The sequence below is a fragment of the Brachybacterium avium genome (genome assembly GCF_002216795.1).
In the GTDB taxonomy this organism is placed as follows: Bacteria; Actinomycetota; Actinomycetes; order Actinomycetales; family Dermabacteraceae; genus Brachybacterium; species Brachybacterium avium.
In genome coordinates this window covers 2922847-2946751 of sequence record NZ_CP022316.1, presented here as the reverse complement: position 1 = coordinate 2946751, position 23905 = coordinate 2922847, and the positions used below count along the sequence as shown (strand labels likewise).

The 23905-nt window shown below is 70.8% G+C and carries 21 protein-coding genes; 5 read left to right on the top strand and 16 right to left on the bottom strand.

The genetic code is table 11. The annotated features are described in order from the left end of the window. Positions 1-27: 27 nt before the first annotated feature. The 3 genes from CFK39_RS17385 to CFK39_RS13200 form a co-directional block, all read right to left on the bottom strand. Positions 28-609 carry a hypothetical protein gene (locus CFK39_RS17385; protein ID WP_338027680.1) on the bottom strand — a complete coding sequence of 194 codons (582 nt, stop codon included), beginning with the start codon at positions 607-609 and terminating at the stop codon, positions 28-30. Continuing rightward, entirely contained in the window at positions 606-2777 is a 2172-nt protein-coding gene (gene asnB / locus CFK39_RS13205; protein ID WP_338027679.1) for an asparagine synthase (glutamine-hydrolyzing), read from the bottom strand. Before asnB ends, CFK39_RS17385 begins: the two co-directional genes overlap by 4 nt. 172 nt (positions 2778-2949) lie before the next feature. Then, positions 2950-3612 (bottom strand): HAD-IA family hydrolase, encoded by a 663-nt coding sequence (locus CFK39_RS13200; protein ID WP_245822644.1) that lies wholly within the window; start codon positions 3610-3612, stop codon positions 2950-2952. A gap of 139 nt (positions 3613-3751) precedes the next feature. On the opposite strand from CFK39_RS13200, the gene CFK39_RS13195 reads away from it, so the two are divergent. Both CFK39_RS13195 and CFK39_RS13190 read left to right on the top strand, forming a co-directional pair. Further along, positions 3752-4516 carry an AzlC family ABC transporter permease gene (locus CFK39_RS13195; RefSeq protein WP_089066444.1) on the top strand — a complete coding sequence of 255 codons (765 nt, stop codon included), beginning with the start codon at positions 3752-3754 and terminating at the stop codon, positions 4514-4516. After that, entirely contained in the window at positions 4513-4827 is a 315-nt protein-coding gene (locus CFK39_RS13190) for an AzlD domain-containing protein (protein ID WP_089065846.1), read from the top strand. The genes CFK39_RS13195 and CFK39_RS13190 overlap by 4 nt, the downstream gene beginning before the upstream one ends. A gap of 412 nt (positions 4828-5239) precedes the next feature. Here the strand turns inward: CFK39_RS13190 and CFK39_RS13185 are convergent, their stop codons facing one another. From CFK39_RS13185 to CFK39_RS13160, 6 genes are all read right to left on the bottom strand, one after another. Next, positions 5240-5641, bottom strand: a complete 402-nt coding sequence (locus CFK39_RS13185) for a hypothetical protein (protein WP_089065845.1) — start codon at positions 5639-5641, stop codon at positions 5240-5242. A 13-nt stretch (positions 5642-5654) separates the two neighbouring features. Further along, complete coding sequence (dapB, locus tag CFK39_RS13180) at positions 5655-6422, bottom strand: 4-hydroxy-tetrahydrodipicolinate reductase (RefSeq protein WP_089065844.1); 768 nt, start codon at positions 6420-6422, stop codon at positions 5655-5657. A gap of 78 nt (positions 6423-6500) precedes the next feature. After that, a complete protein-coding gene (locus tag CFK39_RS13175; RefSeq protein ID WP_089065843.1) occupies positions 6501-7844 on the bottom strand; it encodes a M16 family metallopeptidase in 1344 nt (447 codons plus the stop codon). 178 nt (positions 7845-8022) lie between these two features. Then, the gene (locus CFK39_RS13170) at positions 8023-10281 is read right to left on the bottom strand and encodes a polyribonucleotide nucleotidyltransferase (RefSeq protein ID WP_157697259.1); all 2259 of its coding nucleotides are present in this window, start codon (positions 10279-10281) and stop codon (positions 8023-8025) included. Between the two features lie 215 nt (positions 10282-10496). Further along, complete coding sequence (rpsO, locus tag CFK39_RS13165) at positions 10497-10766, bottom strand: 30S ribosomal protein S15 (protein ID WP_089065841.1); 270 nt, start codon at positions 10764-10766, stop codon at positions 10497-10499. Positions 10767-10913: 147 nt separating this feature from the next. After that, complete coding sequence (locus CFK39_RS13160) at positions 10914-11939, bottom strand: bifunctional riboflavin kinase/FAD synthetase (protein ID WP_089065840.1); 1026 nt, start codon at positions 11937-11939, stop codon at positions 10914-10916. Between the two features lie 420 nt (positions 11940-12359). On the opposite strand from CFK39_RS13160, the gene CFK39_RS17540 reads away from it, so the two are divergent. Both CFK39_RS17540 and CFK39_RS17535 read left to right on the top strand, forming a co-directional pair. Beyond that, on the top strand, positions 12360-13715 hold the full coding sequence (locus CFK39_RS17540; protein WP_245822642.1) for a L,D-transpeptidase family protein: 1356 nt from the start codon (positions 12360-12362) through the stop codon (positions 13713-13715). After that, positions 13712-13891 (top strand): L,D-transpeptidase, encoded by a 180-nt coding sequence (locus CFK39_RS17535; RefSeq protein ID WP_245822640.1) that lies wholly within the window; start codon positions 13712-13714, stop codon positions 13889-13891. Before CFK39_RS17540 ends, CFK39_RS17535 begins: the two co-directional genes overlap by 4 nt. Positions 13892-14068: 177 nt before the next feature. Here CFK39_RS17535 and truB read toward each other — a convergent pair whose 3' ends face one another. The 6 genes from truB to CFK39_RS13125 all read right to left on the bottom strand — a co-directional run bounded on the left by truB (position 14069) and on the right by CFK39_RS13125 (position 20782). Next, on the bottom strand, positions 14069-15025 hold the full coding sequence (gene truB / locus CFK39_RS13150) for a tRNA pseudouridine(55) synthase TruB (protein ID WP_089065839.1): 957 nt from the start codon (positions 15023-15025) through the stop codon (positions 14069-14071). After that, positions 15022-15504, bottom strand: coding sequence for a 30S ribosome-binding factor RbfA (gene rbfA / locus CFK39_RS13145; RefSeq protein ID WP_089065838.1), 483 nt, complete (start codon positions 15502-15504; stop codon positions 15022-15024). The genes truB and rbfA overlap by 4 nt, the downstream gene beginning before the upstream one ends. Before the next feature lie 318 nt (positions 15505-15822). Beyond that, entirely contained in the window at positions 15823-18660 is a 2838-nt protein-coding gene (infB, locus tag CFK39_RS13140) for a translation initiation factor IF-2 (RefSeq protein ID WP_089065837.1), read from the bottom strand. A gap of 73 nt (positions 18661-18733) precedes the next feature. Further along, on the bottom strand, positions 18734-19057 hold the full coding sequence (locus CFK39_RS13135; protein ID WP_245822638.1) for a YlxR family protein: 324 nt from the start codon (positions 19055-19057) through the stop codon (positions 18734-18736). Between the two features lie 140 nt (positions 19058-19197). Continuing rightward, positions 19198-20184, bottom strand: a complete 987-nt coding sequence (gene nusA / locus CFK39_RS13130) for a transcription termination factor NusA (RefSeq protein WP_089065836.1) — start codon at positions 20182-20184, stop codon at positions 19198-19200. Between the two features lies 1 nt (position 20185). Further along, positions 20186-20782 carry a ribosome maturation factor RimP gene (locus CFK39_RS13125; protein WP_089065835.1) on the bottom strand — a complete coding sequence of 199 codons (597 nt, stop codon included), beginning with the start codon at positions 20780-20782 and terminating at the stop codon, positions 20186-20188. 719 nt (positions 20783-21501) lie between these two features. Here CFK39_RS13125 and CFK39_RS16995 point away from each other — a divergent pair. After that, the gene (locus CFK39_RS16995; protein WP_245822636.1) at positions 21502-21987 is read left to right on the top strand and encodes a DUF4439 domain-containing protein; all 486 of its coding nucleotides are present in this window, start codon (positions 21502-21504) and stop codon (positions 21985-21987) included. Positions 21988-22057: 70 nt separating this feature from the next. Here CFK39_RS16995 and CFK39_RS13115 read toward each other — a convergent pair whose 3' ends face one another. Further along, a complete protein-coding gene (locus CFK39_RS13115) occupies positions 22058-23842 on the bottom strand; it encodes a proline--tRNA ligase (RefSeq protein ID WP_089065834.1) in 1785 nt (594 codons plus the stop codon). Positions 23843-23905: the final 63 nt, after the last annotated feature.

The window sequence follows — 23905 nt, the reverse complement described above, 5'->3', positions numbered from 1 at the left end:
CGGAGCCTAGACCAGGTCGGCGTGTTCTCACCGCTGTGACGCGATGTCGAGATCCACCAGGATCGCCATCGGGGTGCGCTGACGGCCCTGCCCGAGCGGATTGTCGGCGAAGGTCGCCTCGAGATGCTCGTGCGGGGTCGCCACATCGGAGCCCAGGATGTTGCGTCCGATGTCATTGGCGTCCATCACCACGGTGCCCACGAAGCTCTCCCGCAGGGTGGCGGGGATGTCCGCTGCACGGATCGCGGCGGAGATCCGTGCGGAGACTGCATCGGGATCCTTCGGCGGGAGCTTGGCGGAGACATTCGAGGGGAAGGCGGAGTAGGGCGTGGGCCCGTCGATGGCTCGCACGTTCGCGCCGACGACCTCGTAGAAAAGTCCCCTGCGACCCACCACCTTGCCCGCAGCGCCAGCCGCGGAGGCGACGAGCACACGGGGCAGGCCGACCTCGCGGATCGCCAGCTCCATAGTGGTCGGGTCGCCCAGGCCGATGCCCGCCGGGGTACGGCTGACGAAGCGGCTGAGCACCTTCGCCGAACGGCGCGGCTTGACCTCCCAGGTGAACCAGGAGCGTCCCTGCGAGATCGCGATGATCTTCTCGCTGATCACGAAGTACCATGGCGCGCCCGCGGGTACGGCCCCGGCGGGCAGGTCAGCGGCGAAGCGCTCGACCCGCTGCCGAGCGAGCGACTCGATGTCGTCGCCGCGGGCCACCAGCTCGGTCTGCAGCGGCAGGCGGCGCCAGGTGTGCGCATCGGCAGCGGAGACGAGGTCCAGCTGCTTGCCGGGGTTGGCGACGTAGTCGCTCTTGGGCGCTTCGTCCTCCACCTCCGCGGCGGGAGCCGTGGCCGGTTCGGGCGCGGGGGCTCCCCGGCCTCGGCCGAACCGCCGAGCGCGCGGACCGCGCCGTCGACGTCGTCGAAGAAGGTGCGCATCCACAGCTCGACGTTCAGCAGGCGCCAGAACATCAGGGTGCCGTAGTTCTCGGGATGGGCGATGTAGTCGTCGAACAGCGCCAGCACGCTCGCGGCGTCGAAGTAGGGGCGTGAAGCGAAGGACGACGACGCGAAGATCTCCCGCAGCTGCGGGGCGATCGAGCGGAACCACTCCCCCTCCGGGGTGGTGAAGCCGATCTTGTTGCGGCGCTTGGAGATCATGTCGGGGAGGATCCCGTACATCGACTCGCGCAGGATCCGCTTGTTCCAGCCGTCGTGGATGATCGCCGACTCGTCCAGGGAGAACAGGAACTTCAGCAGCTCCTTGTCCACGAAGGGAACGCGCCCCTCGATGCTGAAGCGCATCGTGTTCTTGTCCTCGTAGCGCAGCAGGGACGGCAACGAGGAGCGGAAGGTGTCCTCGAGCAGCCGCTCCTTCAGGTCGTCCTGGACCGAGGTGACCTTCTCGCCGTGGTGCTCGGCGACGAAGCCGGAGTTCAGCAGCGCCTCGATCGGCACCGTGGTGCGGCCGGAGAACTTGGTCCTGGCGAGCTTGCGGAGGATGTCGCGCGAGCCGACGATCTCACTGGCGAGCTCCTTGAACCGCCTCTGCCGGCGCAGCTGGCGCAGGTAGACGTAGAAGTACGGGTTGTAGCCGGCCATCATCTCGTCGGCGCCCTGACCGTCCAGCAGCACGGTGACGTGCTGGCTGGCCTCGCGCATCACCGCGTACTGGGCGTACGGGCCGGTGGAGATGATCGGCTCCTCCTGGGTGCGCACGAAGTCGTGCACGTCCTCGAGGAAGGCATCGGGCTGCGGGGTGATCTTGTGGGCGGTGATCTGCCCCTGGTAGTCCTCCAGCAGCGCGTCCACATAGCGCTCCTCGTCGTTCGAGGAGTTCGGGAACACCGCGGAGAAGGTGTTCTGTCGCGTGCCGACGGCGCTGTAGCGCTCGTCCTCGGGCTGCTCACGCAGCTGACGGGCGATCACGGCCGCGACCGCAGAGGAGTCCAGGCCACCGGAGAGCGAGGTGCCCACGGGCACCTCGGACTGCAGGCGCAGGCGCACCGATTCCTGGAAACGCTCGCGGTACTCGTCCACGACCTGCTCGTCGTAGGGCCGGGCGGGGCGGGCGGCGATCTCGCGCAGCTCGTCCTTCAGGCGGGTGAAGGAGGAGACCTCGGTGCCGTCGGCGCGGATCTCGAGCACCTCGCCGGCCATCAGCCGGTTCACCCCCGCGAAGAAGGTCTGGGAGTCGTCGTCCTGGACCCGGAACTTCAGGTAGCGGTAGACGGCGCGGTCATCCGGGGCCGCCTCGAACGCGCGAGAGGCCAGCAGCGAGCGGATCTCCGAGCCGAACACGACGCGCGGGCCGTCGGCGGCATCCGCGGTGGGGTCGCTCCAGTAGTAGAGCGGCTTGATCCCGAAGTGGTCACGGGCGATGGTCACGGTGCCGGTGTGCGCGTCGTGGATCGCGAAGGCGAACATGCCGTTGAAGCGGTCATAGGCGGCGGTCCCCCACTCCGCGTGGGCCTCCAGCAGCACCTCCGTGTCGGAATCGGTGCGGAAGGTATGGCCGAGGCCCTCGAGCTCGGCGCGCAGGTCGAGGTAGTTGTAGGTCTCGCCGTTGTAGATGATCGTGTATCGACCGTCCGCAGTGGTCATCGGCTGAGCGCCGTGCTCGCGATCGATGATGGCGAGGCGGCGGTGGGCCAGCCCGACCTGGTCATCGACGAAGAGACCTTCGCCGTCGGGGCCGCGGTGGGCCAGCGCACTGCTCATCCGTCGGGCGATGCCCTCGGTGTCAGCACCGAATCCATAGGTACCGGCGATTCCGCACATGGGATGAGTCCTTTCGAGGGGGACGGCTTCCGCCCGCAGTCACGATGCTCGACAGCAGAGTGCAGGGGCGTCAGGGACGCTCCCGACGGTTCCGGGCGTGCGGACGAACCGGGTTCGGCCGCCCGAGCCTATCAACGCCATCGGGTGCGACGATGCAGGCGCGGCGTGACGTTCAGCGTCCGCGTCGCGAGAGCAGCAGCCCCTCGCCGTCGACCCTCACCTCGAGATCGTCCAACGACGTGACCAGGGCGTCCGCCAGGGGCGCGAGGTCCCCTGCCGGCGTGGTGCTGGTCACCGCGACGGTGCGGGATCCGGCCGCCGCACCGGAGCGCAGCCCACCGATCGAGTCCTCGATCACGATGCTCGCGGTCGGGTCCGCGCCGAGCCTCTCGGCGCCCAGCAGATAGGGCTCCGGGTCTGGTTTGCCCCTGGTGACCTGGTCCGCCGTGACGAGCCCAGCAGGGACCGGCAGCCCGGTGCGGGCCCAGCGGGCCTCGAACAGCGGTGCCGTGCAGGAGGTGACGATGGTCCAGGTGGGACGCCCCAGCTGCTCGGCGGCGGCGGCGAGCTCGGCCAGCAGCCGCTCGGTGCCCGGCAGCACCGCGATCTCGTCGACGTCGGAGACCTCGAGCTCCTCGACCCGGCGATGCGCCTGCGCGATCCCGTCCTCCCCGAGCTCCGGGAGCACCTCTCCGAGCACCTGCCGCGCCGGCTTCCCATGATGCTCGGCCCCGAACTCGAGGTCGATGCCGAACTCGCCGAACAAGCGGTTCCAGGACCTCTCGACGGCGGGGCCCGAGTCGATGAGGGTGCCGTCCATGTCCAACAGCAGCACTTCTCCGCGCAGCGGCAGTGCATGTCCGTGCTCGCGGGGGAAGATGGATCCGAAGACGTGGTCATGCCCCTAGATTCTCACATCGCACGATGGACGGCGGGACCGCGTCGCCCCTGGTGATCGTAGAGTGTCGCGCATCATGACCTCCGCTTCACCCGGCCCACGAGCGGCCCTGCCCTCCGCCGCCGGCTCCGCCTCCGGCCGCCTGCGCAGCATCCGCCGCAACGGCCTGTCCATCGGGGTGGCGACCGGCCTGTACGGAATCTCCTTCGGTGCACTCGCGACGGCCTCGGGCCTCGATGTCTGGCAGGCGATGGTGCTCTCTGCGGTGATGTTCACCGGCGGCAGCCAGTTCGCGTTCATCGGCGTGGTCGGGGGTGGCGGCTCGGCTCTCGGCGCGGCCCTGGCCTCGGTGCTGCTGGGGGTCCGCAACACTCTGTACGGCCTGATCCTCGCCCCCTCCCTGCCTCGGGGCGGCCTCCGGGGCGTCGCCCGGGCGCACCTGACGATCGATGAGTCCGCCGCGCTGGCAGCGAGTGGCGTCACCACCGCGGAGAAGCGGGCCGGGTTCTGGGCGGCCGGGGTGTGGGTGTATGTCTTCTGGAACCTGTTCTCGCTGGTGGGCGCGCTCGCCGGGCAGCACGTCGCCGACCCCGGGGCCTGGGGCCTGGATGCGGCGGCCGCCGCGGCGTTCATCGCCCTGCTGTGGCCGCGCCTGCGCAGCGGGGAGGCGATCGCGGTCGCCGTGGCCGCGGCCTTCGTGGCCCTGGTGACCACGCCGGCGCTGCCCGCCGGGCTGCCGGTGCTGGCGGCGGCTCTGGTGGCGGTGGTCGCGGGACTGCTGCCCTCACGCCGCGGACCCGTCCACCGCGACGGGGTCGACATCGAAAAGGAGCGGCGATGAGCATGCTGTGGATCGCGGTGATCGCCGCCTCGGTGCTGTCCTTCGCCCAGAAGTGGGTGGGGTACCAGGCTCCGCCGGACGTGCTCGAGCGCCCGCGAGTCTCCCGGGTCACGACCCTGCTGCCGATCGCACTGCTGGGCGCGCTGGTGGCCACGCAGACGGCGACCAGCGGCTCCGAGATCCTGCTCGATGCGCGCCTGGCGGGGCTCGCTGCTGCGGTGGTGCTGCTGTGCCTGCGAGCCCCATTCCTGGTGGTCGTGGTCGGGGCCGCAGTGGTCACGGCCGGGCTGCGGGCACTGGGGTGGTCCTGAGAGGGGCCGACACGTGGAGGAGGACGGTGCCGTTACGGTGCGGACATCACGCTGGCCTCGGGGCGTGGTCGCCGCAGTGGATCCTCGGAGCCGATCCTTCCACCTGCTGTACGCCTGTTCGGCGCTGCGCCTCGAGTCTTGGGCCTTGCGTGGACCCCGACCGCGGCATGAGCCTCGAAACACGCCGCACTATTCCCCCGATATCGTTCCGCAGCGGGAGATACAGGGGGAACCGACGCCACTCCTCGGCACGTCGCCCACGCACCCGATCACCGCCAGACGGACCCTCGCACCCGGTCACCGCCAGACGGACCCTCGCACCCGGTCACCGCCAGACGGACAACCGCACGCAGTCACCGGCAGGGTCCCTCCCGCAGACGGCCACCGGCGCGCTGCCGCCGGGATGCCGTCCTCAGCCGCGGTGCTCGATGATGGCGCGTCGGGTCGCCATCCGGGCGCCCTTGCGATCTCGCAGCGCGTCATAGGCCAGGGCGAGGCGGAACCAGGCGCGCCAGTCGTGCTCGGGACCGTCCTGGATCGCGGTGCGGGCGGCCTCGAACTCGGCCCGGGCGTCCTCGCCGTCGGCCTCGGCCGGTGGCTCGTACTGCCGGGCGAGGCGCCCGGAGCCGAGTCCGAAGAGCATCTCGCGCCAGGTCACCCAGATCGTGAGCAGCAGCAGGATGGTGATGCCGAGCGCCAGGCCGTAGCCGAGCACGCTGCCGGCGCGGACGAAGCCCCAGGCGATCCAGCCCAGTCCCCAGGCATAGGCCGCGGTGATCAGCACCAGCGCGGCGACGAAGATCTTCTCCCTCATGTGCTCGCCCGGCTCAGCCGAGGTCCATGTAGCCGTCCAGGCCCACGGTGAGGCCCGGATGCGCGGCGACCTGGCGCACGCCCAGCAGCACCCCGGGCATGAAGCTGATGCGGTCGAAGGAGTCGTGGCGCAGCGTGAACTGCTCCCCCACCCCACCGAACTGGACGACCTCGTGGGCGACCAGGCCGCGCTGGCGGACGGCATGGACGTGGACGCCTTCCACGACCGCACCGCGAGCACCGGCGGGATCCTTCTCGGTGGCATCCGGGACCGGGCCGAGCCCGGCCGCGGCACGACCCCGGGCGATGGCTGCGGCGGTATGCGTCGCCGTCCCGGAGGGCGCATCGAGCTTGTCCGGGTGGTGCATCTCGATGATCTCGGCGCTCTCGTAGTACCGGGCCGCGATCTCCGCGAAGCGCATGGCGAGCACCGCGCCGATGGCGAAGTTCGGGGCGATCAGCACACCCACCCCATCGGCGCCCTCGAGCTGTGCGCGGAGCTCGCCCAGCGACTCGTCGCTCCAGCCGGTGGTGCCGACGACGGCGTGGATGCCGTGCTCGATCAACCAGTGCACGTTCTGCGCGGTCACCGCGGGGACGGTGAGGTCGATCGCGACCTCGGCGCCGGCCTCGGCGACCGTGTCCAGGTCGTCACCGCGACCGATGCGGGCGACCAGCTCGAGATCAGGAGCGTCCTCGACGGCCGCACAGGCGGCGGTGCCCATGCGGCCGGAGGCGCCGAGGACGGCGACACGGACGGGGCGGGACGGCGACTCGGTCATAGGGGTCTCCTCGATGCGGTGGCAGGTCGGTGGTGGCACGGTTCTGGGGGCGGTCCAGCGGTTCCGGAGCGGGGCGCTTCAGCTCTCGGGGCCGACCTCGACCCGGGTGCTGAAGGAGCCGGCGAGACGGGAGGCGAGCGCGCTGACATCATCGGTGCCGACGGCGCCGATGCATCTCAGGGTCTCATCGACGCTGGTGTAGCGGCCGTGGACGAGCTCGAGGGTGCCCAGTCGTCCCATCCGGGAGCTGGTGTCCTCGAGGCCGAGGGCGAAGGACCCGGTGATCTGGCCCTTGGCCCGGGAGAGCTCGAGGTCGTCGATGCCCTGCTCCCCCATCCGGGCCAGCTCCTCGGCGAGCAGCTCGACGACCTGGGTGGTGCGGCCGGGTCGGCAGGCGGCATACATCCCGAACAGCCCGGCATCGTGATACCCGGCGCTGAACGAATAGACGGAGTAGGCCAGGCCGCGATCCTCGCGGATGGTCTGGAACAGGCGCGAGGACATCCCGCCGCCGAGGATCGACATCAGCACCGAGAGCGCGTGGCGGTCCTCGCTGAGCGCGGTGAGCCCCTGGCCGCCGAGGTAGATGTGGTTCTGCTCGCTGGGTCGATCGAGCCGGTGGGGCGCGAGCGAGGCGACGTCGGCCGGGGCGGCGAGCAGGCCCGCGCCGGACGGCTCGGGCTGCGCCGTGCGGGGGCGGCGCTTCGGCAGTGCGCCGGCCGCGAGTTCCCAGCCGCCGCGGCGCAGTCCGGTCTGGAGCATGCCGGCGAGATCGTCATGATCGAGGTCGCCGACGGCGGTGACCACGAGGTTGCCGGGTCGGTAGTGCTCGGCGAAATGGGTGCGGACGTCGTCGATCGTCAGCGCCTCGACGCTCGCGGGGGTCCCGCCGACGGGACGGCCGATCGGGGTGTCGGGGCCGAGCACGTCGGCGAGGAAGGTCTCGTAGCCGATGTCCCCCGGATCGTCCTCCGCCATGGCGAGCTCCTCGAGGATGACCTCGCGCTCGGTCGCGAGCGCCTCGTCCTCCAGCAGGCTGGCGGTGATCATGTCGGTGAGCACGTCCACGGCCATCGGCAGGTCGGTCGAGCGGACGCGGCCGAAGTAGAGGGTGTGCTCCTTGGCCGTGATCGCGTTGGAGTCCCCTCCCACCTCGTCGAAGGCGGTGGCGATGTCCATCGCGCTGCGGCGCCGGGTGCCCTTGAACAGCAGGTGCTCGAGCACGTGGGTGGAGCCGGCGTGGGCGGGGGTCTCGTCCCGGGAGCCGACCGGCAGCCACAGGCCGATGGTCGCGCTGCGCACGCTGCGGTCGGTCTGGGTCAGCAGACGCACGCCCCCGGGCAGGATGCTGCGGCGCACGCCGGTGGCGGGATCCAGCAGCACATCGGAGGCGGGGTCGTCGTAGGAGAGGTCGAGAGGCATCACTCGATTGTTCCACGGGCAGGGGGCTGTGCGGGGCGAGCGGTGCGTCACTGCGACGCGCCGGTGGCCGAGGCCAGCAGCCGGCAGTGGTGGCGCAGAAGGGCGCAGAGGCAGGACGGGGAGGCATCCGCTCGGATGCCTCCCCGTCCTGGGGTGCCGACCGGGGCCGGCAGGTGGATCACTCCGCGGAGCTGCCCTCCGCGGGCGTCTCCTCGGCCTCGTCCTCGATCACGGCGAGGGAGATCTTGCCGCGGGCGTCGATCTCGCGGATCTCCACCTCGATCTTCTGACCGACCTTGGCGACGTCCTCGACGTTGTCGACCCGCTTGCCGTCGTTCAGCTTGCGCAGCTGGGTGACGTGGAGCAGTCCGTCCTTGCCCGGGGTCAGCGAGACGAAGGCGCCGAAGTCAACCACGCGCACGACGGTGCCGAGGTAGCGCTCACCGATCTCGGGGACCATCGGGTTGGCGATGGCGTTGACCGCCGAACGGGCGGCCTCCGCCGAGGGCCCGTCGGTGGCGCCGATGTAGACGGTGCCGTCGTCCTCGATGGTGATGTCAGCACCGGTGTCGTCCTGGATCTTGTTGATCATCTGCCCCTTCGGGCCGATGACCGCACCGATCTTGTCGACCGGGACGGTGACCGCGAGGACGCGCGGGGCGTGCGGGCTCATCTCATCCGGGGCGTCGATCGCCTCGCCGAGCACGCCGAGGATCGCCAGGCGGGCCTCATGGGCCTGCGACAGCGCACCGGTGAGCACGGAGGTCGGCAGACCGTCGAGCTTGGTGTCGAGCTGGATGGCGGTGATGAACTCACCGGTGCCGGCGACCTTGAAGTCCATATCGCCGAAGGCGTCCTCGGCACCGAGGATGTCGGTGAGGGCCGCGTAGCGGGTCTCACCCTCCACGGTGTCCGAGATCAGGCCCATGGCGATGCCGGCGACCGGAGCGCGCAGCGGCACACCCGCGTTCAGCAGCGACAGGGTCGAGGCGCAGACGGAGCCCATCGAGGTGGAGCCGTTGGAGCCGAGCGCCTCGGAGACCTGACGGATCGCGTAGGGGAACTCCTCGCGGGTGGGCAGGACAGGGACCAGGGCGCGCTCGGCGAGCATGCCGTGGCCGATCTCGCGGCGCTTCGGGGATCCGACGCGTCCGGTCTCGCCCGTGGAGTACGGCGGGAAGTTGTAGTGGTGCACGTAGCGCTTGCGCGTGACCGGCCCGAGCGAGTCGATCTGCTGTTCCATCTTCAGCATGTTCAGCGTGGAGACGCCCATGATCTGGGTCTCGCCGCGCTGGAACAGGGCGGAGCCGTGCACGCGCGGGAGCACCTCGACCTCGGCGGAGAGCGCACGGATGTCGCGCAGTCCGCGCCCATCGATGCGGACTCCGTCGGTGAGGACCTTCTTGCGCACGACCTGCTTGGTCAGCGCACGGAAGGCACCCGAGACCTCCTTCTCGCGGCCCTCGAGCTGCTTGCCCTCGCCGGCCAGCTCCTCGGTGAGCTCACCGAGCAGCTGCTCGGTGCGCTCCTCGCGCTCGGTCTTCGCGGCGATGGACATGACCTCGGCCAGACGCTCGGCGGCAGCCGCCTCGACGATGTCGTGGGCGTCGTCCTGGAAGTCCAGGAAGAGCGGGAACTCGCGCACCGGCTTGGCGGCGGTGGCGGCCAGCTCCTGCTGGGCGACGCAGAGGCTGCGGATGAAGACCTTGGAGGCCTCAATGCCCTCGGCCACGACGGACTCGGTGGGGGCGATCGCGCCCTGCTCCTTGATGAGCGTCCAGGCGTTGTCGGTGGCCTCGGCCTCGACCATCATGATCGCGACATCCTGGTTCCCCGCCTCGTCCTCGACGATGCGCCCGGCGACGACCATGGAGAACACGGCCTCATCGAGCTGCGAGAAGGTCGGGAACGCGACCCACTGGCCGCCGCCCTGGGCGTTCGGCATGAGCGCGATGCGCACCGCGCCGATCGGGCCGTTGAAGGGCAGGCCGGAGATCTGGGTGGAGGCGGAGGCGCCGTTGATGCCGACGACGTCGTATGCGTCCTCGGGAGCGTTCGCCATGACGGTCAGCACGACCTGGACCTCGTTGCGCAGGCCCTTGACGAAGGCCGGGCGCAGCGGACGGTCGGTGAGGCGGCAGGCCAGGATCGCATCGGTGCCGGGACGACCTTCACGGCGGAAGAACGAGCCGGGGATGCGGCCCGCCGCGTACATGCGCTCTTCGACGTCGATCGTGAGCGGGAAGAAGTCGAAGTGATCCTTGGGCTTGTTCGACACGGCGGTGGCCGAGAAGACCATGGTGTCGTCGTCGAGGTAGACGGCGACGGCGCCGGCGGCCTGCTGGGCCAGGCGCCCGGTCTCGAAGCGGATCTCGCGACGGCCGTAGGAGCCGTTGTCGATGACTGCGGTGGTGGCGGTGATGTCGGGGCCTTCCATGGCCATGGGACTCTCCTTGGATGAGGGGGTGCCCTGCCGGTGCGGCCTTCGTCAGTCACCCGCGGCTGCCGGGCACCCGGTTCTCCGGGTCTCCTGCTCCGAGGGCCACTGCCGAGGACCGAACCTGGTCGGGGCGGTGGACGGGTCGCCCGCCGTCCGGGGACGGCGGGCACACGAAACCGCCGCCCGCCCTCAGGGGCGAGCGGCGGCGATCGTCAGCGGCGAATGCCGAGACGCTTGATCAGCGAGCGGTAACGCTCGATGTCGACGCCCTGCAGGTACTGCAGGAGGCGCTTGCGCTGACCGACCAGCAGCATCAGACCGCGACGCGTGTGGTGATCGTGCTTGTGGGTCTTGAGGTGCTCGGTCAGGTAGTTGATCCGATGGGTGAGGAGCGCGACCTGGACCTCGGGCGAACCGGTGTCGCCCTCGGTGGTCCCGTACTCCTTGATGATCTGCTGCTTCGTAGCGGTGTCGAAGGCCATGGCTCTCCTGGGTCGTTGCGCGGCGCTCCGGGACCTCGTGTCCGGGCTCTGGGACGAGCGGGCCCCGCCGTGCTCCGGCCCGAGGGACGATGCGACGAATGGGGCGGAATCGCTCTCCGCGGCCGATAAGACGGCTCGGGCAGGATATCAGCCAGAGATGCCGGGCCGGGAGCGCTCTGCGCCGAGAGTGCGGCGGGTCACCTCGACGTCCTTGTCCATCTGCTCGATGAGCGTCTCGACGGAGTCGAACTTCAGCGTGGGCCGCTGATAGTCGACGAACTCCAGACGCACCAGGTCCCCGTACAGATCCAGGTCGTGATCATCGTGCACATAGGCCTCGACCGTGCGACGGGGAGCGCCATCGGCTCCGTCGGCCTCGAACGTCGGGTTGGTGCCGATGGAGATGGTGGCGGGTGCACCGGCCAGCGGCGGGGTCCCGAGGTGGGCGGGCTCCTGCTCGGCCACGGTCAGGTACCCGGCGTAGACCCCGTCGGCGGGGATCAGCCCGGCCGGGGCGGGGCCGAGGTTCGCCGTCGGGAACCCGAGCTCGTGCCCGCGGCGGAAGCCGTGGCGGACCACGTCGGTGACCGTGTGCAGCCGACCCAGCGCCTGGTTCGCGGCGGCCACGTCCCCGTCCAGCAGGTCGCGGCGGATCCCCGAGGAGGAGATGCGACCGGTGCCGGCGCCGTCCGGGCCGAGCTCGTCGACGGTCACGACCTCGAACCCGTACTTCTCGCCGAGCTCGCGCATGGTCTCGATCGTCCCTGAGTTCGCCCGGCCGAAGAGCGCATCCTCTCCGAGCACCACGCACCGCATGCCCAGACCCTCGACCAGGAAGACGCGCACGAACTCCTCGGGCGAGTGCTGCGCGAAGTCGACGGTGAACTCCAGGTCGAGCACCCCGTGCATCCCCGCCAGCAGGAGCAGGCGGTCCCGGTCCTCGTGGCCGGTCAGCAGCGGGGTGCGGCCGGGATCGCCCATCACGTGCCGCGGGTGCGGCCAGAAGGTGAGGGCCACCGGCGCGAGCGCGCGGGTCTCGGCATGATGGCGCAGCTGGTCGAGCACGAACCGGTGGCCTCGGTGGACCCCGTCGTAGTTGCCGATCGAGACCGCAGTGGGTCCGAGCTCAGCGGGCACCTCCGAGACGGAGTGCCAGATGGGGACGCGGGTCACGACGCGGTCATGTCCTTCCGGGGGCCTGAGGCGCTCTTGCGCGGAGGTCGAGGGGCTCGGGGCGCCGGGAAGACGCCGCGGCGAGGATCGCCGGTGCACACTGTAGCGCCCGTGGGCCGGCGGCATGGTGCCCACCGAGGTGCCCGACGAGCCACGAGCAGTGCGCCGGGCGCACTGGACCGGGCACAACCGGTCGCGCCGCGCCAGGACGAGCTCGCACAGCCCAGCCGTGCGAGCGGGTCTCCCGCGGCGGCCGCACCAGTTGCAGATCTGTGACGAACCTCTGGCCATTCCCCATATCGTGCGGTAATGCCCCTCCGTTAGTCTGAGGGCAAGGCGGCGCCGGGGAGGGACCCCTGTGCCCTCCCGCATACAGCAGCGGGGGCAGTCACGACGGCCGCCGAGAACGGATCAATTTCCATGACGAACGTGACCGATACGGCCGCGCCGGGCGGCCCGTCCCGACCCACCGGCCGTCACGGCCGTCGCCGGGTCGCAATCCTGCTGGTGGCCATCCTCGCCGTCATCGCCGTCGTCCTCGCCGGTGGTGCACTGGCCTACGCCAAGCAGTTCGACGGCCGCGCGCTCCCGGGCACCACGGTGCTCGGTCAGGACGTCGCCGGTCAGACCCCGGAGGAGATCGCCGCCCTCGTCGCCGAGCGCACCGACGGGGTGACGGTCACCGTCACCGCCGGGGACCAGCAGCTCGAGAAGAGCCTCGCGGATCTCGGTGTGAACGTCGATGCCTCCGCCACCGCGCAGGCCGCTGTCGGACGCGATGACTCCTTCACCGGCGTGCTCTCCTCGACCTGGTCGGGCGAGTACGCGGTCGAACCGGTCGTGACCGTCGACGAGGCGGCCGCCGCCGCGTTCGCCGAGGGCCTCGTGCCCGAGGACCGCAGCACGCCGGTCGACGCAGCGGTCACCTTCGACGAGGACGAGCAGGCCTGGACCACCGAGCCCGGCCGCAACGGCCAGGGCGTGGATCCGGAGCCCCTGGTCGCCGCCGTGACCGAGAACGCGCCCGCGCTCGAGGACTTCTCGGTCGAGCAGCCCATCGAGCAGATCGCCCCGACGATCACCACCGAGGAGGCGGAGGAGGTCGTCGGCTCCATCTCCACGCTGCTCGAGCAGCCGATGTCGATCACCGGTGCCGACGGCGAGACCCATGAGGTCTCCGCCGAGCGTCGCAACAGCTGGATCTCCGTCGTCCCGGCCGAGGACGGGCAGACGCTGAGCATCGCCGTGGACGAGGAGGCCGTGCGCGGCTGGGTCTCCGCCCGTGCCGAGCAGGACTCCGTCGAAGCGGAGGACGGGATCGAGCAGATCGACGAGGACGGCGAGGTCGTCAAGGTCGTCGCCGAGAAGCAGGACGGTCTGAAGGTCACCAACACTGACGCGATCGCCGAAGAGCTGATCACCGCCCTGAAGGGGATCACCCCTCTGGAGGCTGCCTTCGAGTCCACGAAGATCAAGGCCGAGGTCGAGCAGGTCGATGCCCCGAAGCCCGAGAAGGACGAGAAGAAGAAGGACGGGGAGAAGAGCACTCCCCCGGCGGAGAAGCCCACCGGCGAGAAGTGGATCGACGTCGACCTCTCCAACAAGACGGTCACCGCCTACGTCGGCGACACCCCGGTGTGGGGCCCGCGTTCGATCGTCGACGGCAAGCCCGGCAACGAGACCGTCACCGGCACCTTCGAGATCTACCTGCGCTACGACCGTCAGGACATGACCAACGGCGCGTACTACCCGAGGACCATCCGAAGTACTACTTGACCGAAGACGTCCCGTGGGTGCAGTACTTCCACCGCGGCTACGGCTTCCACGGTGCCCCCTGGCGCTCCTCCTTCGGATACTCCGGTTCGCACGGCTGCATCAACATGCCGGTCTCCGATGCGAAGTGGCTGTACGACTGGGCGAGCATCGGCACCAAGACCGTGGTCCACTACTGACCGCAGTCCATTACTGAGAGTCCTCCCGGCGCAGCCGCCGCTCCAGCAGCATGTGGTGCCCGTCCCGACGATCGTCGGGACGGGCACCTCCACGTAGTGGCTGATCAACTCTCCGCGGTGGCCTCCGTGGGCGGTGCGATCCGTCCTCCTCGGCGGCGCAGCCGGAACCCGAAGTCCTCAGCAGCGTGCGTCGAGCGGGACCACCATCAGGGGCCGCCAGGAGGAGCCCTCCTCGGCCAGGATCGCGATCAGGTGCCCGGCGGTGTCGAGGGCGGCAACCGGTCGGGGCTGGGCGGCGAGGTCCTTCCCCGGGAACGGCTCGGGCAGGGGTGCGGCGGTGGGAGCCGCGTCGGAGCGGATCCGGCGCCCGGTGCCGAGGCCGGCCGCCTGCTCGTCGTCCACCGCCAGAGTGGGGAGCACACGGGCGGCGATGGTGCCCAGGCCGTGCAGCGGCAGCTCGACGTCGTCCCCCTCCCCACGTGCCGGGACGTGCCGGGCGTCCTGCACCGCGAACGGTCCCACCGCGGTGCGCCGCAGTGCGGTGAGGTGGCCGCCCACGCCGTGCGCGGCCCCGAGGTCGCGCGCCAGGGCGCGCACGTAGGTGCCTGAGGAGCAGTCGATCACGGAGTCCAGGTCGAGGAACGGACCGTCGACGGAACGGCCGGTCACCTCGAAGCGGGACACCCGCACGGGACGGGCGGCGAGCTCGACGTCCTCCCCGGCGCGAGCCCGTGCGTAGGCGCGCCGACCGTCGATCTTGATGGCGCTGACGGTGGAGGGCACCTGAGCGATGTCGCCGCGCAGGGCGGTCAGCGACTGCTCGATCTCCGCCTCGGTCAGGGCAGCGGCATCGACCACGTCCCCGAGCGGTTCGCCCTCGCGATCATCGGTGGTGGTGGCCCGACCCAGTCGGATCCTCGCCCGGTAGGTCTTGTCCAGCCCCACCAGGTAGGTCAGCAGACGCGTGCCCTGGCCGACGCCGAGCACCAGCAGCCCGGTCGCCATCGGGTCCAGGGTTCCCGCATGGCCGACCTTCTTCGTGCCGAGCAGCCAGCGCACCCGCGCGACGACGTCGTGGCTGGTGCGCTCCGGGGCCTTGTCGACCAGGAGGATGCCGTGCGGGGAGCGGGTCACGCCTGCTCGCGGCCGTGCTCGTCGTCCGAGCTGGTCGGCTCCTCCTCCAGCTCGTCCTCCTCGCGCGGCTTGCGGTACGGGTCGGACTCCCCGGCGTAGGTGGCACCGGCCTTGGCCTGCTCGAGCTCGGCATCCCGGCTGCGGGCCTCGGTGAGGAGATCCTCGATGACACGGGCGTTCTCGGGCACCGCGTCGGCGATGAACTCCAGGGTCGGAGTCAGGCGCACGCCGGTCTGCCGGCCGACTTCACGGCGGAGCATGCCGGTGGCGCTGACCAGTGCTGCACCGGTGCCTTCCCGTTCCTCGTCGGTGCCGAAGACGGTGTAGAACAGGGTGGCGTGCTGAAGGTCACCGCTGACGCGCACATCGGTGATGGTCACGAATCCGAGGCGCGGGTCCTTGACCCGGCTGTCGAGCATGGTCGCGACGATGACCTTGATGCGGTCGGCGAGCTTGAGGGCACGGGGGTTGTCGTTCATGGGGTCTGGTCTCCTGATCAGCGGCGAGCTGTTCGACGCGAGGTGGTTCGTGGGGGCAGCTCACGTGAGCACGGCACCGGCGCGGTCGCAGTGGCGACAGCGGTGGCGGTGACGGGCGGAACCTCGATCCCGGCCGCCACGCCGAGGGCGGCGGGCGACGGGCCCCGAGCGCCCCCGTGAGGGCGCGCCCACCCGCGGTCTGCATGCACGCCGGGTCGGCCGAGAGTGCGCGCAGGACGAGGGTCAGCTGGGCCATCGTGGACTCCTCCCCCGCGGGTCGCGGCCGGGCATCCCGCGGGATGCCCGGCCGCTCCAGCATCAGATGCGGGGCTTCTCCTGCATCTCGTAGGTGGTGATGAGGTCCTCGAGCTGGAGGTCGTTGTACGAGCCCAGGTTGATACCGCACTCGTATCCGTCGCGGACCTCGGTGACATCATCCTTGAACCGACGCAGCCCGGCCACCTCGATGTTCTCGGCGATCACCACCCCGTTGCGGGTGATGCGCGCCTTCGCACCGCGCTTGATCAGGCCGCTGCGCACGATCGAGCCGGCGATGTTGCCGAACTTGGAGGAGCGGAAGATCTCACGGATCTCCGCCGTACCGAGCTCGACCTCCTCGTACTCCGGCTTGAGCATGCCCTTCAGCGCCGACTCGACCTCGTCGATGGCGTTGTAGATGACCGAGTAGTACTTGATCTCCACGCCCTCGCGGTCGGCGTAGTCCGCGTTCAGTCCCTCCGCGCGGACGTTGTAGCCGATGATGACGGCGTTCGAGGCGACCGCGAGGTTGATGTTGTTCATCGTGATCGCACCGACACCGCGGTCGATGATGCGCAGATCCACGCCGTCGCCGACCTCGATCCCCAGCAGCGACTCCTCGAGAGCCTCCACCGCACCGGCGGCGTCACCCTTGAGGATGAGGTTGAGGGTCTCGACCTTGCCGTCGGCCATGTGCTGGTTGATGTCCTCGAGGCTGATCCGCTTGCGGACCTTCGACAGCGACGCGGCACGCTTGGCGGCCTCGCGCTTCTCCGCGATCTGGCGGGCGGTGCGCTCGTCCTGGGCGACCAGGAAGGAGTCGCCGGCGCCGGGCACCGAGGTCAGGCCGAGCACCTGCACCGGACGGGACGGACCCGCCTCGTCGACGGCCACGCCGTTCTCGTCGAGCATCGCACGGACTCGGCCGTGGCCGCTGCCGCAGACGATCGCATCGCCGACCCGCAGGGTGCCCTGCTGGACCAGCACCGTGGCGACCGGGCCGCGCCCCTTGTCGAGGTTCGCCTCGATGGACACGCCGCGCGCATCCTTGTCGGGATTCGCGCTGAGCTCGAGAGCGGCGTCCGCGGTGAGCAGCACCGCCTCCAGCAGCGCATCGATGTTGAGGTTCTCGCGAGCGGAGACGTCCACGAACATCGTGTCGCCGCCGTACTCCTCGGCGATCAGGTTGTACTCGGTCAGCTGCTGCCGGATCTTCTCCGGGTTGGCATCGGGCTTGTCGATCTTGTTGACCGCCACCACGATCGGGACGTGCGCCGCCTGGGCGTGGTTGAGCGCCTCGATGGTCTGGGGCATCACGCCGTCGTCCGCGGCGACCACCAGGATCGCGATGTCGGTGACATCCGCACCGCGGGCACGCATGGCGGTGAACGCCTCGTGGCCCGGGGTGTCGATGAAGGTCAGCGCGCGGTCGTTGTCCTCGTGCTCGACCTCCACCTGGTACGCACCGATGTGCTGGGTGATGCCGCCGGCCTCACCGGCGCCGACCTTCGCCTTGCGGATGGTGTCCAGCAGGCGGGTCTTGCCGTGGTCGACGTGACCCATGACGGTGACGACGGGCGGACGCGGCATGCGGTCCGCATCGTCCTCGTCCTCGAGCTCGGCGTCGAGATCGATATCGAACTGCTCGAGCAGCTCGCGCTCCTCGTCCTCCGGGGAGACGATCTCGATCTTGTAGCCCAGCTCCTCGCCCAGCAGGCCGAAGGTGACCTCGTCGAGGGACTGGGTCGCTGTGGCCATCTCGCCCATGGCGAACATGACCGTGATCAGCGATGCGGGGTTGACGTCGATGCGATCGGCGAAATCGGACAGCGAGGCGCCGCGGCGCAGGCGCACGGACTGGCCGTTGCCGCGAGGGATCGAGACGCCGCCCGGTGCGGGAGCCTGCTGCTGCTCGAATTCCTGACGCTTCGCACGCTTCGACTTGCGGGAGCGGGCCGGCTTGCCGCCGCGGCCGAAGGCACCCTGGGTGCTGCCGCGACCGCCGCGACCGCGGGGACCGCCGCCACCGCCGCCGGGACGGCTGGGCCCACCGGGGCCGCCGGGGCCGGGACGACCGCCGCGGCCGCGACCGCCGCCGCCCTGGTTCGCTTCGGCGAGGCCGCCGCTGGAGTGCTGGCGCATGATGCCGGGGGTCGGCATCCCGGGACGACCGCCGCTCGGGCGCGGGGCGCCCTCACGGGCGGGACGACTCCCGGCCTGGTCGCCGCCGGCGGGGCGGGGCGAGCGCTGCCCGGGACGGGGCATGCCCTGTGCGCTGGCGAAGGGGTTGTTCCCGGGACGGGGGCCTCCCTCACCGCGCGGCGGGCGACCGCCGCCCTGGCCCGGCTTGCGGGCGCCGGGGCGGGGCATGCCCTGCGAGCTGGCGAAGGGGTTGTTGCCGGGACGTGCCGCACCCGGACGGGGCGAGGGACGCTCGCCCCCGGGCTTGGGGGTCGATGCCGGCTTCTCGGCGCCGGGCTTCGGTGCGGGCTTCTCGGCGCCGGGCTTCGGGGCCGGTGCCGGCTTCTCGGGTGCCGGTGCCGGTGCGGGCTCCTCCGCCTTCTGCGGGGCGGGGGCCGGCGCCGGGTCGGGCTTCGCCTGCGGAGCGGTCTCGACCGGCTGCTTCGGAGCCGGCTTCATGCCCGGCTTGGGCGCAGGGGCACCGCCGGGCTTGGGGGCGCCGGAGGCCTTGGAGGGCGCACCGGCGTCGCTCTTCGCTGCGGGGGCATCGTCGCCGCTCTGGGCGGGGAGCTCCTGACGCAGACGCCGCGCGACGGGCGCTTCGATGGTGGAGGAGGCGGAGCGAACGAATTCGCCCATGTCCTGCAGCTTCTGCAGAACGACCTTGCTCGGGTGTCCGAGCTCCTTGGCGAGCTCGTGGACGCGGACCTTAGCCACATTTCTCCTGTCTCGGTCCGGCCGACAAGAGGGCTCGGACCACTAATTCCTGAAGGTGCTCATTGGTGAGTACTCATCGGATGTCCATGGTTCTTCTACCTGTTCCACGTTCGGGTGAAATCGGGGTTCTCGAGCGACTGGGCGAGGAGCCCGGTGTCGACCGGTCCCCGGAAGGACCGGGGAAACCGCCTCGCCGAAGGGCGAGCTCGAGACATGACGCGGCCGGATGGAGCCATGATCCGCGGCCGTGGGCCGACCTCGAGGGATCGACGCGGACTCGCGGAGCAGCTCCTCCGGGAGCAAACTCCCGGACCAGACGCACCAGGTCATCGCGCGGGGCCACCTGATGGCAGCCGACGCACGTGCGCTCAGGACGATGAGAGGAGCGGATACCCATTCCTCCACCTCCGTTCCGAGCGCCTCCGCGCGGGCAGGTGCACGATCGGCGAACGATGCGTGCCTCCACCCGGCGAACAGCCTCCCCAGTGTAGCGGACCTGCAGTTGACCTACCGCAGCGGGGAGGCGTGGGACACACCTCAATCGGCGGGCGGGGGTTCCGGTGCGCTGTCGGGCCGGATATCGATCTTCCAGCCGGTCAGCTTGGCGGCCAGCCGCGCATTCTGCCCGTCCTTGCCGATGGCGAGGGAGAGCTGCGTCTCGGGCACCACGGCCCGTGCCGAACGGCCGACCTCATCGAGCACCGTCACACTGGTGACCCGGGCGGGCGAGAGCGCGTTGGTGACATAGGTGGCGGGGTCCTCGTCGAAGTCGACGATGTCGATCTTCTCGCCGCCCAGCTCGTTCATCACCGAGCGCACCCGGGCACCCATCGGGCCGATGCAGGAGCCCTTCGCGTTGACGCCGGAGACTGTGGCGCGCACGGACATCTTGGTGCGGTGGCCCGCCTCCCGGGCGAGGCCGGTGATCTCCACCGTCCCGTCGGCGACCTCGGGGACCTCGAGGTCGAACAGTCGGCGCACGAGGTTCGGGTGGGAGCGCGACAGGGTGATCTGGGGGCCCCTGGGCCCGCGGCGGGTCTCGGTGACATAGGCCCGCAGACGACGACCGTGAGAGTAGTCCTCCCCCGGCACCCGCTCGTGAGGCGGCAGCACGGCCTCGACCTCACCGAGGTCGACCAGCACCATCCGCGGATCACGGCCCTGCTGGATGATGCCGGAGACGATCTGGTCGGCGCGATCGGCGTACTCGCCGAGCACCGCGTCGTCCTCCAGGTCGCGGATGCGCTGGAAGATCACCTGGCGAGCGGTCGAGGCCGCGACCCGACCGAAGTTCTCCGGGGTGTCGTCCCACTCCTCCACCACGTTCCCGTCGGCGTCGCGCTCACGGGCGATCACGGCGACCTCACCGGTGCTGTCGTCGATGAGCACCTCGGAGTCCCGCACCGGGTGATCAGTGTGGAGGTAAGCGGCGTGCAGCGCCGAGCGGATCGCGTCCAGCAGCACGGGCAGGCTGATCTCGCGTTCACGTTCGAGGGCCTGGAGGGCACCCAGGTCGATGTCCATCTCAGCTCTCCTTCTGCGCGGTCGGATGGTCCGCGATGGTGGTCTCGGCATCAGCGAGCAGCTGAGCGAGGTCGGCGGGCGGGTCGAACTCGACCTCGACCCGGGCGGTTCGCACGTCGGCGATCGGGATCACCGGGCGCTCGATCGTGCCCGGGGGCAGCTTCACCGGGCGCCCGCGGTCATCGCGGCCGGGCTCCTGGCGCAGATGCAGCTCCTCGCCGTGGACGGCGAGGAGCCGGGCCCGATAGCTGGTGCCGTCGGCGACCGTCAGTGCCAGCAGGCGCCCGCGGGAGCGGCGGAAGTGACGCGGCTGCGTCAGCTCGCGGTCGACGCCCGGGGTGGTGACCTCGAGCAGCACCGGTGTGCTGCCCAGCACGGCATCATCGGCGTCCACGGCCTCGGAGAGCGTTCGCGAGGCGTCGGCGACGGTATCGAGATCCACGCTGCCCAGCTGGTCCTCCGGGAGGTCCACGACGAGGCGCACCTGCGGCATCCCGCCGCCGCGCCGGATCTCGACGTCCTCGAGCACGAGCCCATGGGCGTCCAGCACCCGTGTGGCCGTCTCCCGCAGGATGGTCTGGTCCTCGAGTGCGCTCATGGCCCGCTCGCCTCCTGCTGCTATGGGTGTCTGTGGTGCCCGGGGAGACCCCGGGGCGATGGCACCAGGATAGTGGCCACGGCCGGTCCGTGCCTCCACCTGAGGCTCCGATGCGAGAATCATCCCGTGCCCCGTCCCTCTGCTCCGCCCTGCGCCGCCCCCGGCCCCTCCCGTCGCATGCTGCTGCGGGCCTCCGGTCTGGCGGTGCTGCTGCCGCTGGCGGGCTGCGGGCGGATCGCGCTGGGCCAGCCGGAGGAGTACACGCCGCCTCCGCCGGGGATCGACGATCTGTATCGGGCGGATCTGCTGGAGCTGTTGGACAGTGCGATCGCCGGCACCGCGCGGGTGGTCGCCGACGGCGACGCCGGCGGGGACCCGCTGCTGTCCTCGGCCCTGGCGGCGCTCTCCGCCGCCCTGCCGGTGCAGCGCACCGCCCTGCTGACCGGCGCGGAGCGGGAGAAGGAGCGAGAGGCGGAGGATGATCCCTCACCGGGACAGTCCCCGCCCCCGCCGCCCGAGGGAACCCCGACCGATCTGCCGGGCCTGGTGGCGACCCTGGCCCAGCTGCGTGACCTCGCCGCCTCGGCGGCGCGTCAGATCTCCGGCTCCCTGGCACGGCCCGTGGTCGCGATCGCGGCGCACACGGCGTGGGCCGCGCAGCGGATGCGCGGCGGTGCCGGCGAGGACGGGGTGCCCCCTCCCCCGCAGCGGAGGAGCTGGTGCCGGCCCGGGTGGTGCCCACCACCGATCCGCCGTCGATCGGCGCCGAGACCGATTACCAGCGCACGCTCGAGCGGGCCCAGCTGGAGGAGTGGTACGCCGGGTTCCTCCACGAGGTGCTCGCGGCCCGGTCTGCGGGCGAGGTGCGGCAGCAGCATCTGGACCTCACCGCGCTCCATCGCGAGCGCGCCGGGGAGCTCGGTGAGATCGCCGAGGAGGACGGCGCCCCGGTCGTCGCCCGCCAGGCGGTCTATGCCATCCCCGGAGGGACCCTCGATGAGCAGGCCGCTGCGGAGCTGCCGACGCTGCTGGCCCAGGGACTGCTGATCGATCACATCGCGCTGGTCGGCGCCGCTCCGTTCGAGCGGCGTCCGCTGCCGATCGCCGCGGCCCTGCAGGAAGCGGAGCAGCTGGCGCCGCTGGTGGACCGCATGGAGCCGCTGCCGAGCCTCGAGGTCGAACAGCCGCCGCCCGCGCAGGGGTGACTGGCAGCGCCCGCGCAGTCGCGGGCAGGACGCCGCCCGGCGGCGCCCCGCCCGCGCGGGTGTCGACGGCTCAGACGCCGCGGACCTCCTCGACCACCGCCGCGACGATCTCCTGGGGGCTGACCTCGCGGATCTCGCCGCTGCCGCGGTCCCGCAGCTCGACCACGCCCTCGGCGAGGCTCCGGCCCACGACCACCGAGGTGGGCACACCCAGCAGCTCGGAATCCTTGAACTTCACGCCCGGAGAGACCTTGGGCCGATCGTCGTAGAGCACCTCCAGGCCGCGGGCCTCGAGCTCGACAGCGATCCGCTCCGCCTCCGCGAAGATCTCCTGCCCCTTGCCGGTGGCGACGATGTGCACATCGGCCGGAGCGAGCTGACGGGGCCAGACCAGGCCCTTGTCGTCGTGGAAGAGCTCGGCGACCGCGGCCACGGCCCGGGTCACACCGATGCCGTAGGAGCCCATGGTCACCACTGCGGTCTTGCCGTTCTCGTCGAGGACCTTGAGGTCCAGCGCTTCGGCATACTTGCGACCCAGCTGGAAGATGTGCCCCATCTCCATGCCGCGGGTCAGACGCAGCGGGCCGGAGCCGTCGGGCGCAGGATCGCCGTCGCGCACCTCCGCGGCCTCGATGGTGCCGTCGGCGGTGAAGTCCCGGCCGAAGACGAGGTCGTAGAGGTGCTTGTCCTTCTCGCCGGCGCCGGCGACCCACGAGGTGCCGGGCACGACGCGCGGATCGACCAGGTAGCGGATCCCCGAGGCAGACTCCATCCCGAGCCCCTCGGGACCGATGTACCCCTTCTTCAGCACCGGCTGCTTCTCGAAATCCGCCTCGGTGAAGGGGGTCGCGATCGCAGGGGACAGCGCCGCCTCCAGCCGCTTTCCGTCGACCTCCCGGTCGCCGGGCAGAGCGATGACCAACGGTTCGGTGGAACCGTCGGGGAAGGTCAGCAGGTAGACGAGGTGCTTGAGCATCTCGTGGCGGGTCCACTCCCCCGACTCGGCGATCGGTCCCTTCCCCGGGAAGGCCTGATTGGAGAAATCGGTGAGCTTCGCGATGGTGCTCGCTCCGGGGGTGTCCTCGACGTGCATCGCCGGGAGTGCGGCGATCATGGCGTCGTCCAGCGCGGGCGGGGCGAGCGTGGTGACCGCCTCGACGTTCGCGGCATAGCCGCCCTCGGAGACCACGAAGGTGTCCTCGCCGACCGACGTGGGGTGCAGGAACTCCTCGGAGCGGGAGCCGCCCATGGCGCCGGCGTCGGCGCGGCAGATCACGGTGGGCAGTCCCAGCCGGTCGAAGGTGCGCTGGTAGGCGACACGCTGCTTCTCGTAGGAGACGTCCAGGCCCGCGTCGGTCACATCGAAGGAGTAGGCGTCCTTCATGATGAACTCGCGGGTGCGCAGCAGCCCTGCCCGGGGCCGCGCCTCATCGCGGTACTTCGACTGGATCTGGTACAGCATGGTGGGCAGGTCCTTGTACGAGGAGAACAGGTCCTTGACCGTGAGGGTGAACATCTCCTCGTGGGTGGGGGCCAGGAGGTAGTCGTCGTGCCGGCGGTCCTGCAGCCGGAACAGGTTCGGGCCGTAGTCCTCCCAGCGCCCGGTGGTCTCGTAGGGCTCACGCGGCTGCAGCGCCGAGAACAGCACCTCCTGGCCACCGATCGCGTCCTGCTCCTCGCGCACGATCTGCTCGACCTTGCGCAGCACCTTCAGCCCCAGCGGCAGCCAGGTGTACACCCCGGCGGCGCTGCGACGGATGTAGCCCGCACGCACCAGCAGCCGGTGACTGGCGACCTCGGCGTCGGCCGGGTCCTCCCGCAGGGTGCGGACGAAGGACGAGGACAGACGGATCATGGGGCAGGCCTTTCACACGGGGTGGTTCGGGGCGGGGCCACCGGGGCTCGCGCGGCCCCATCG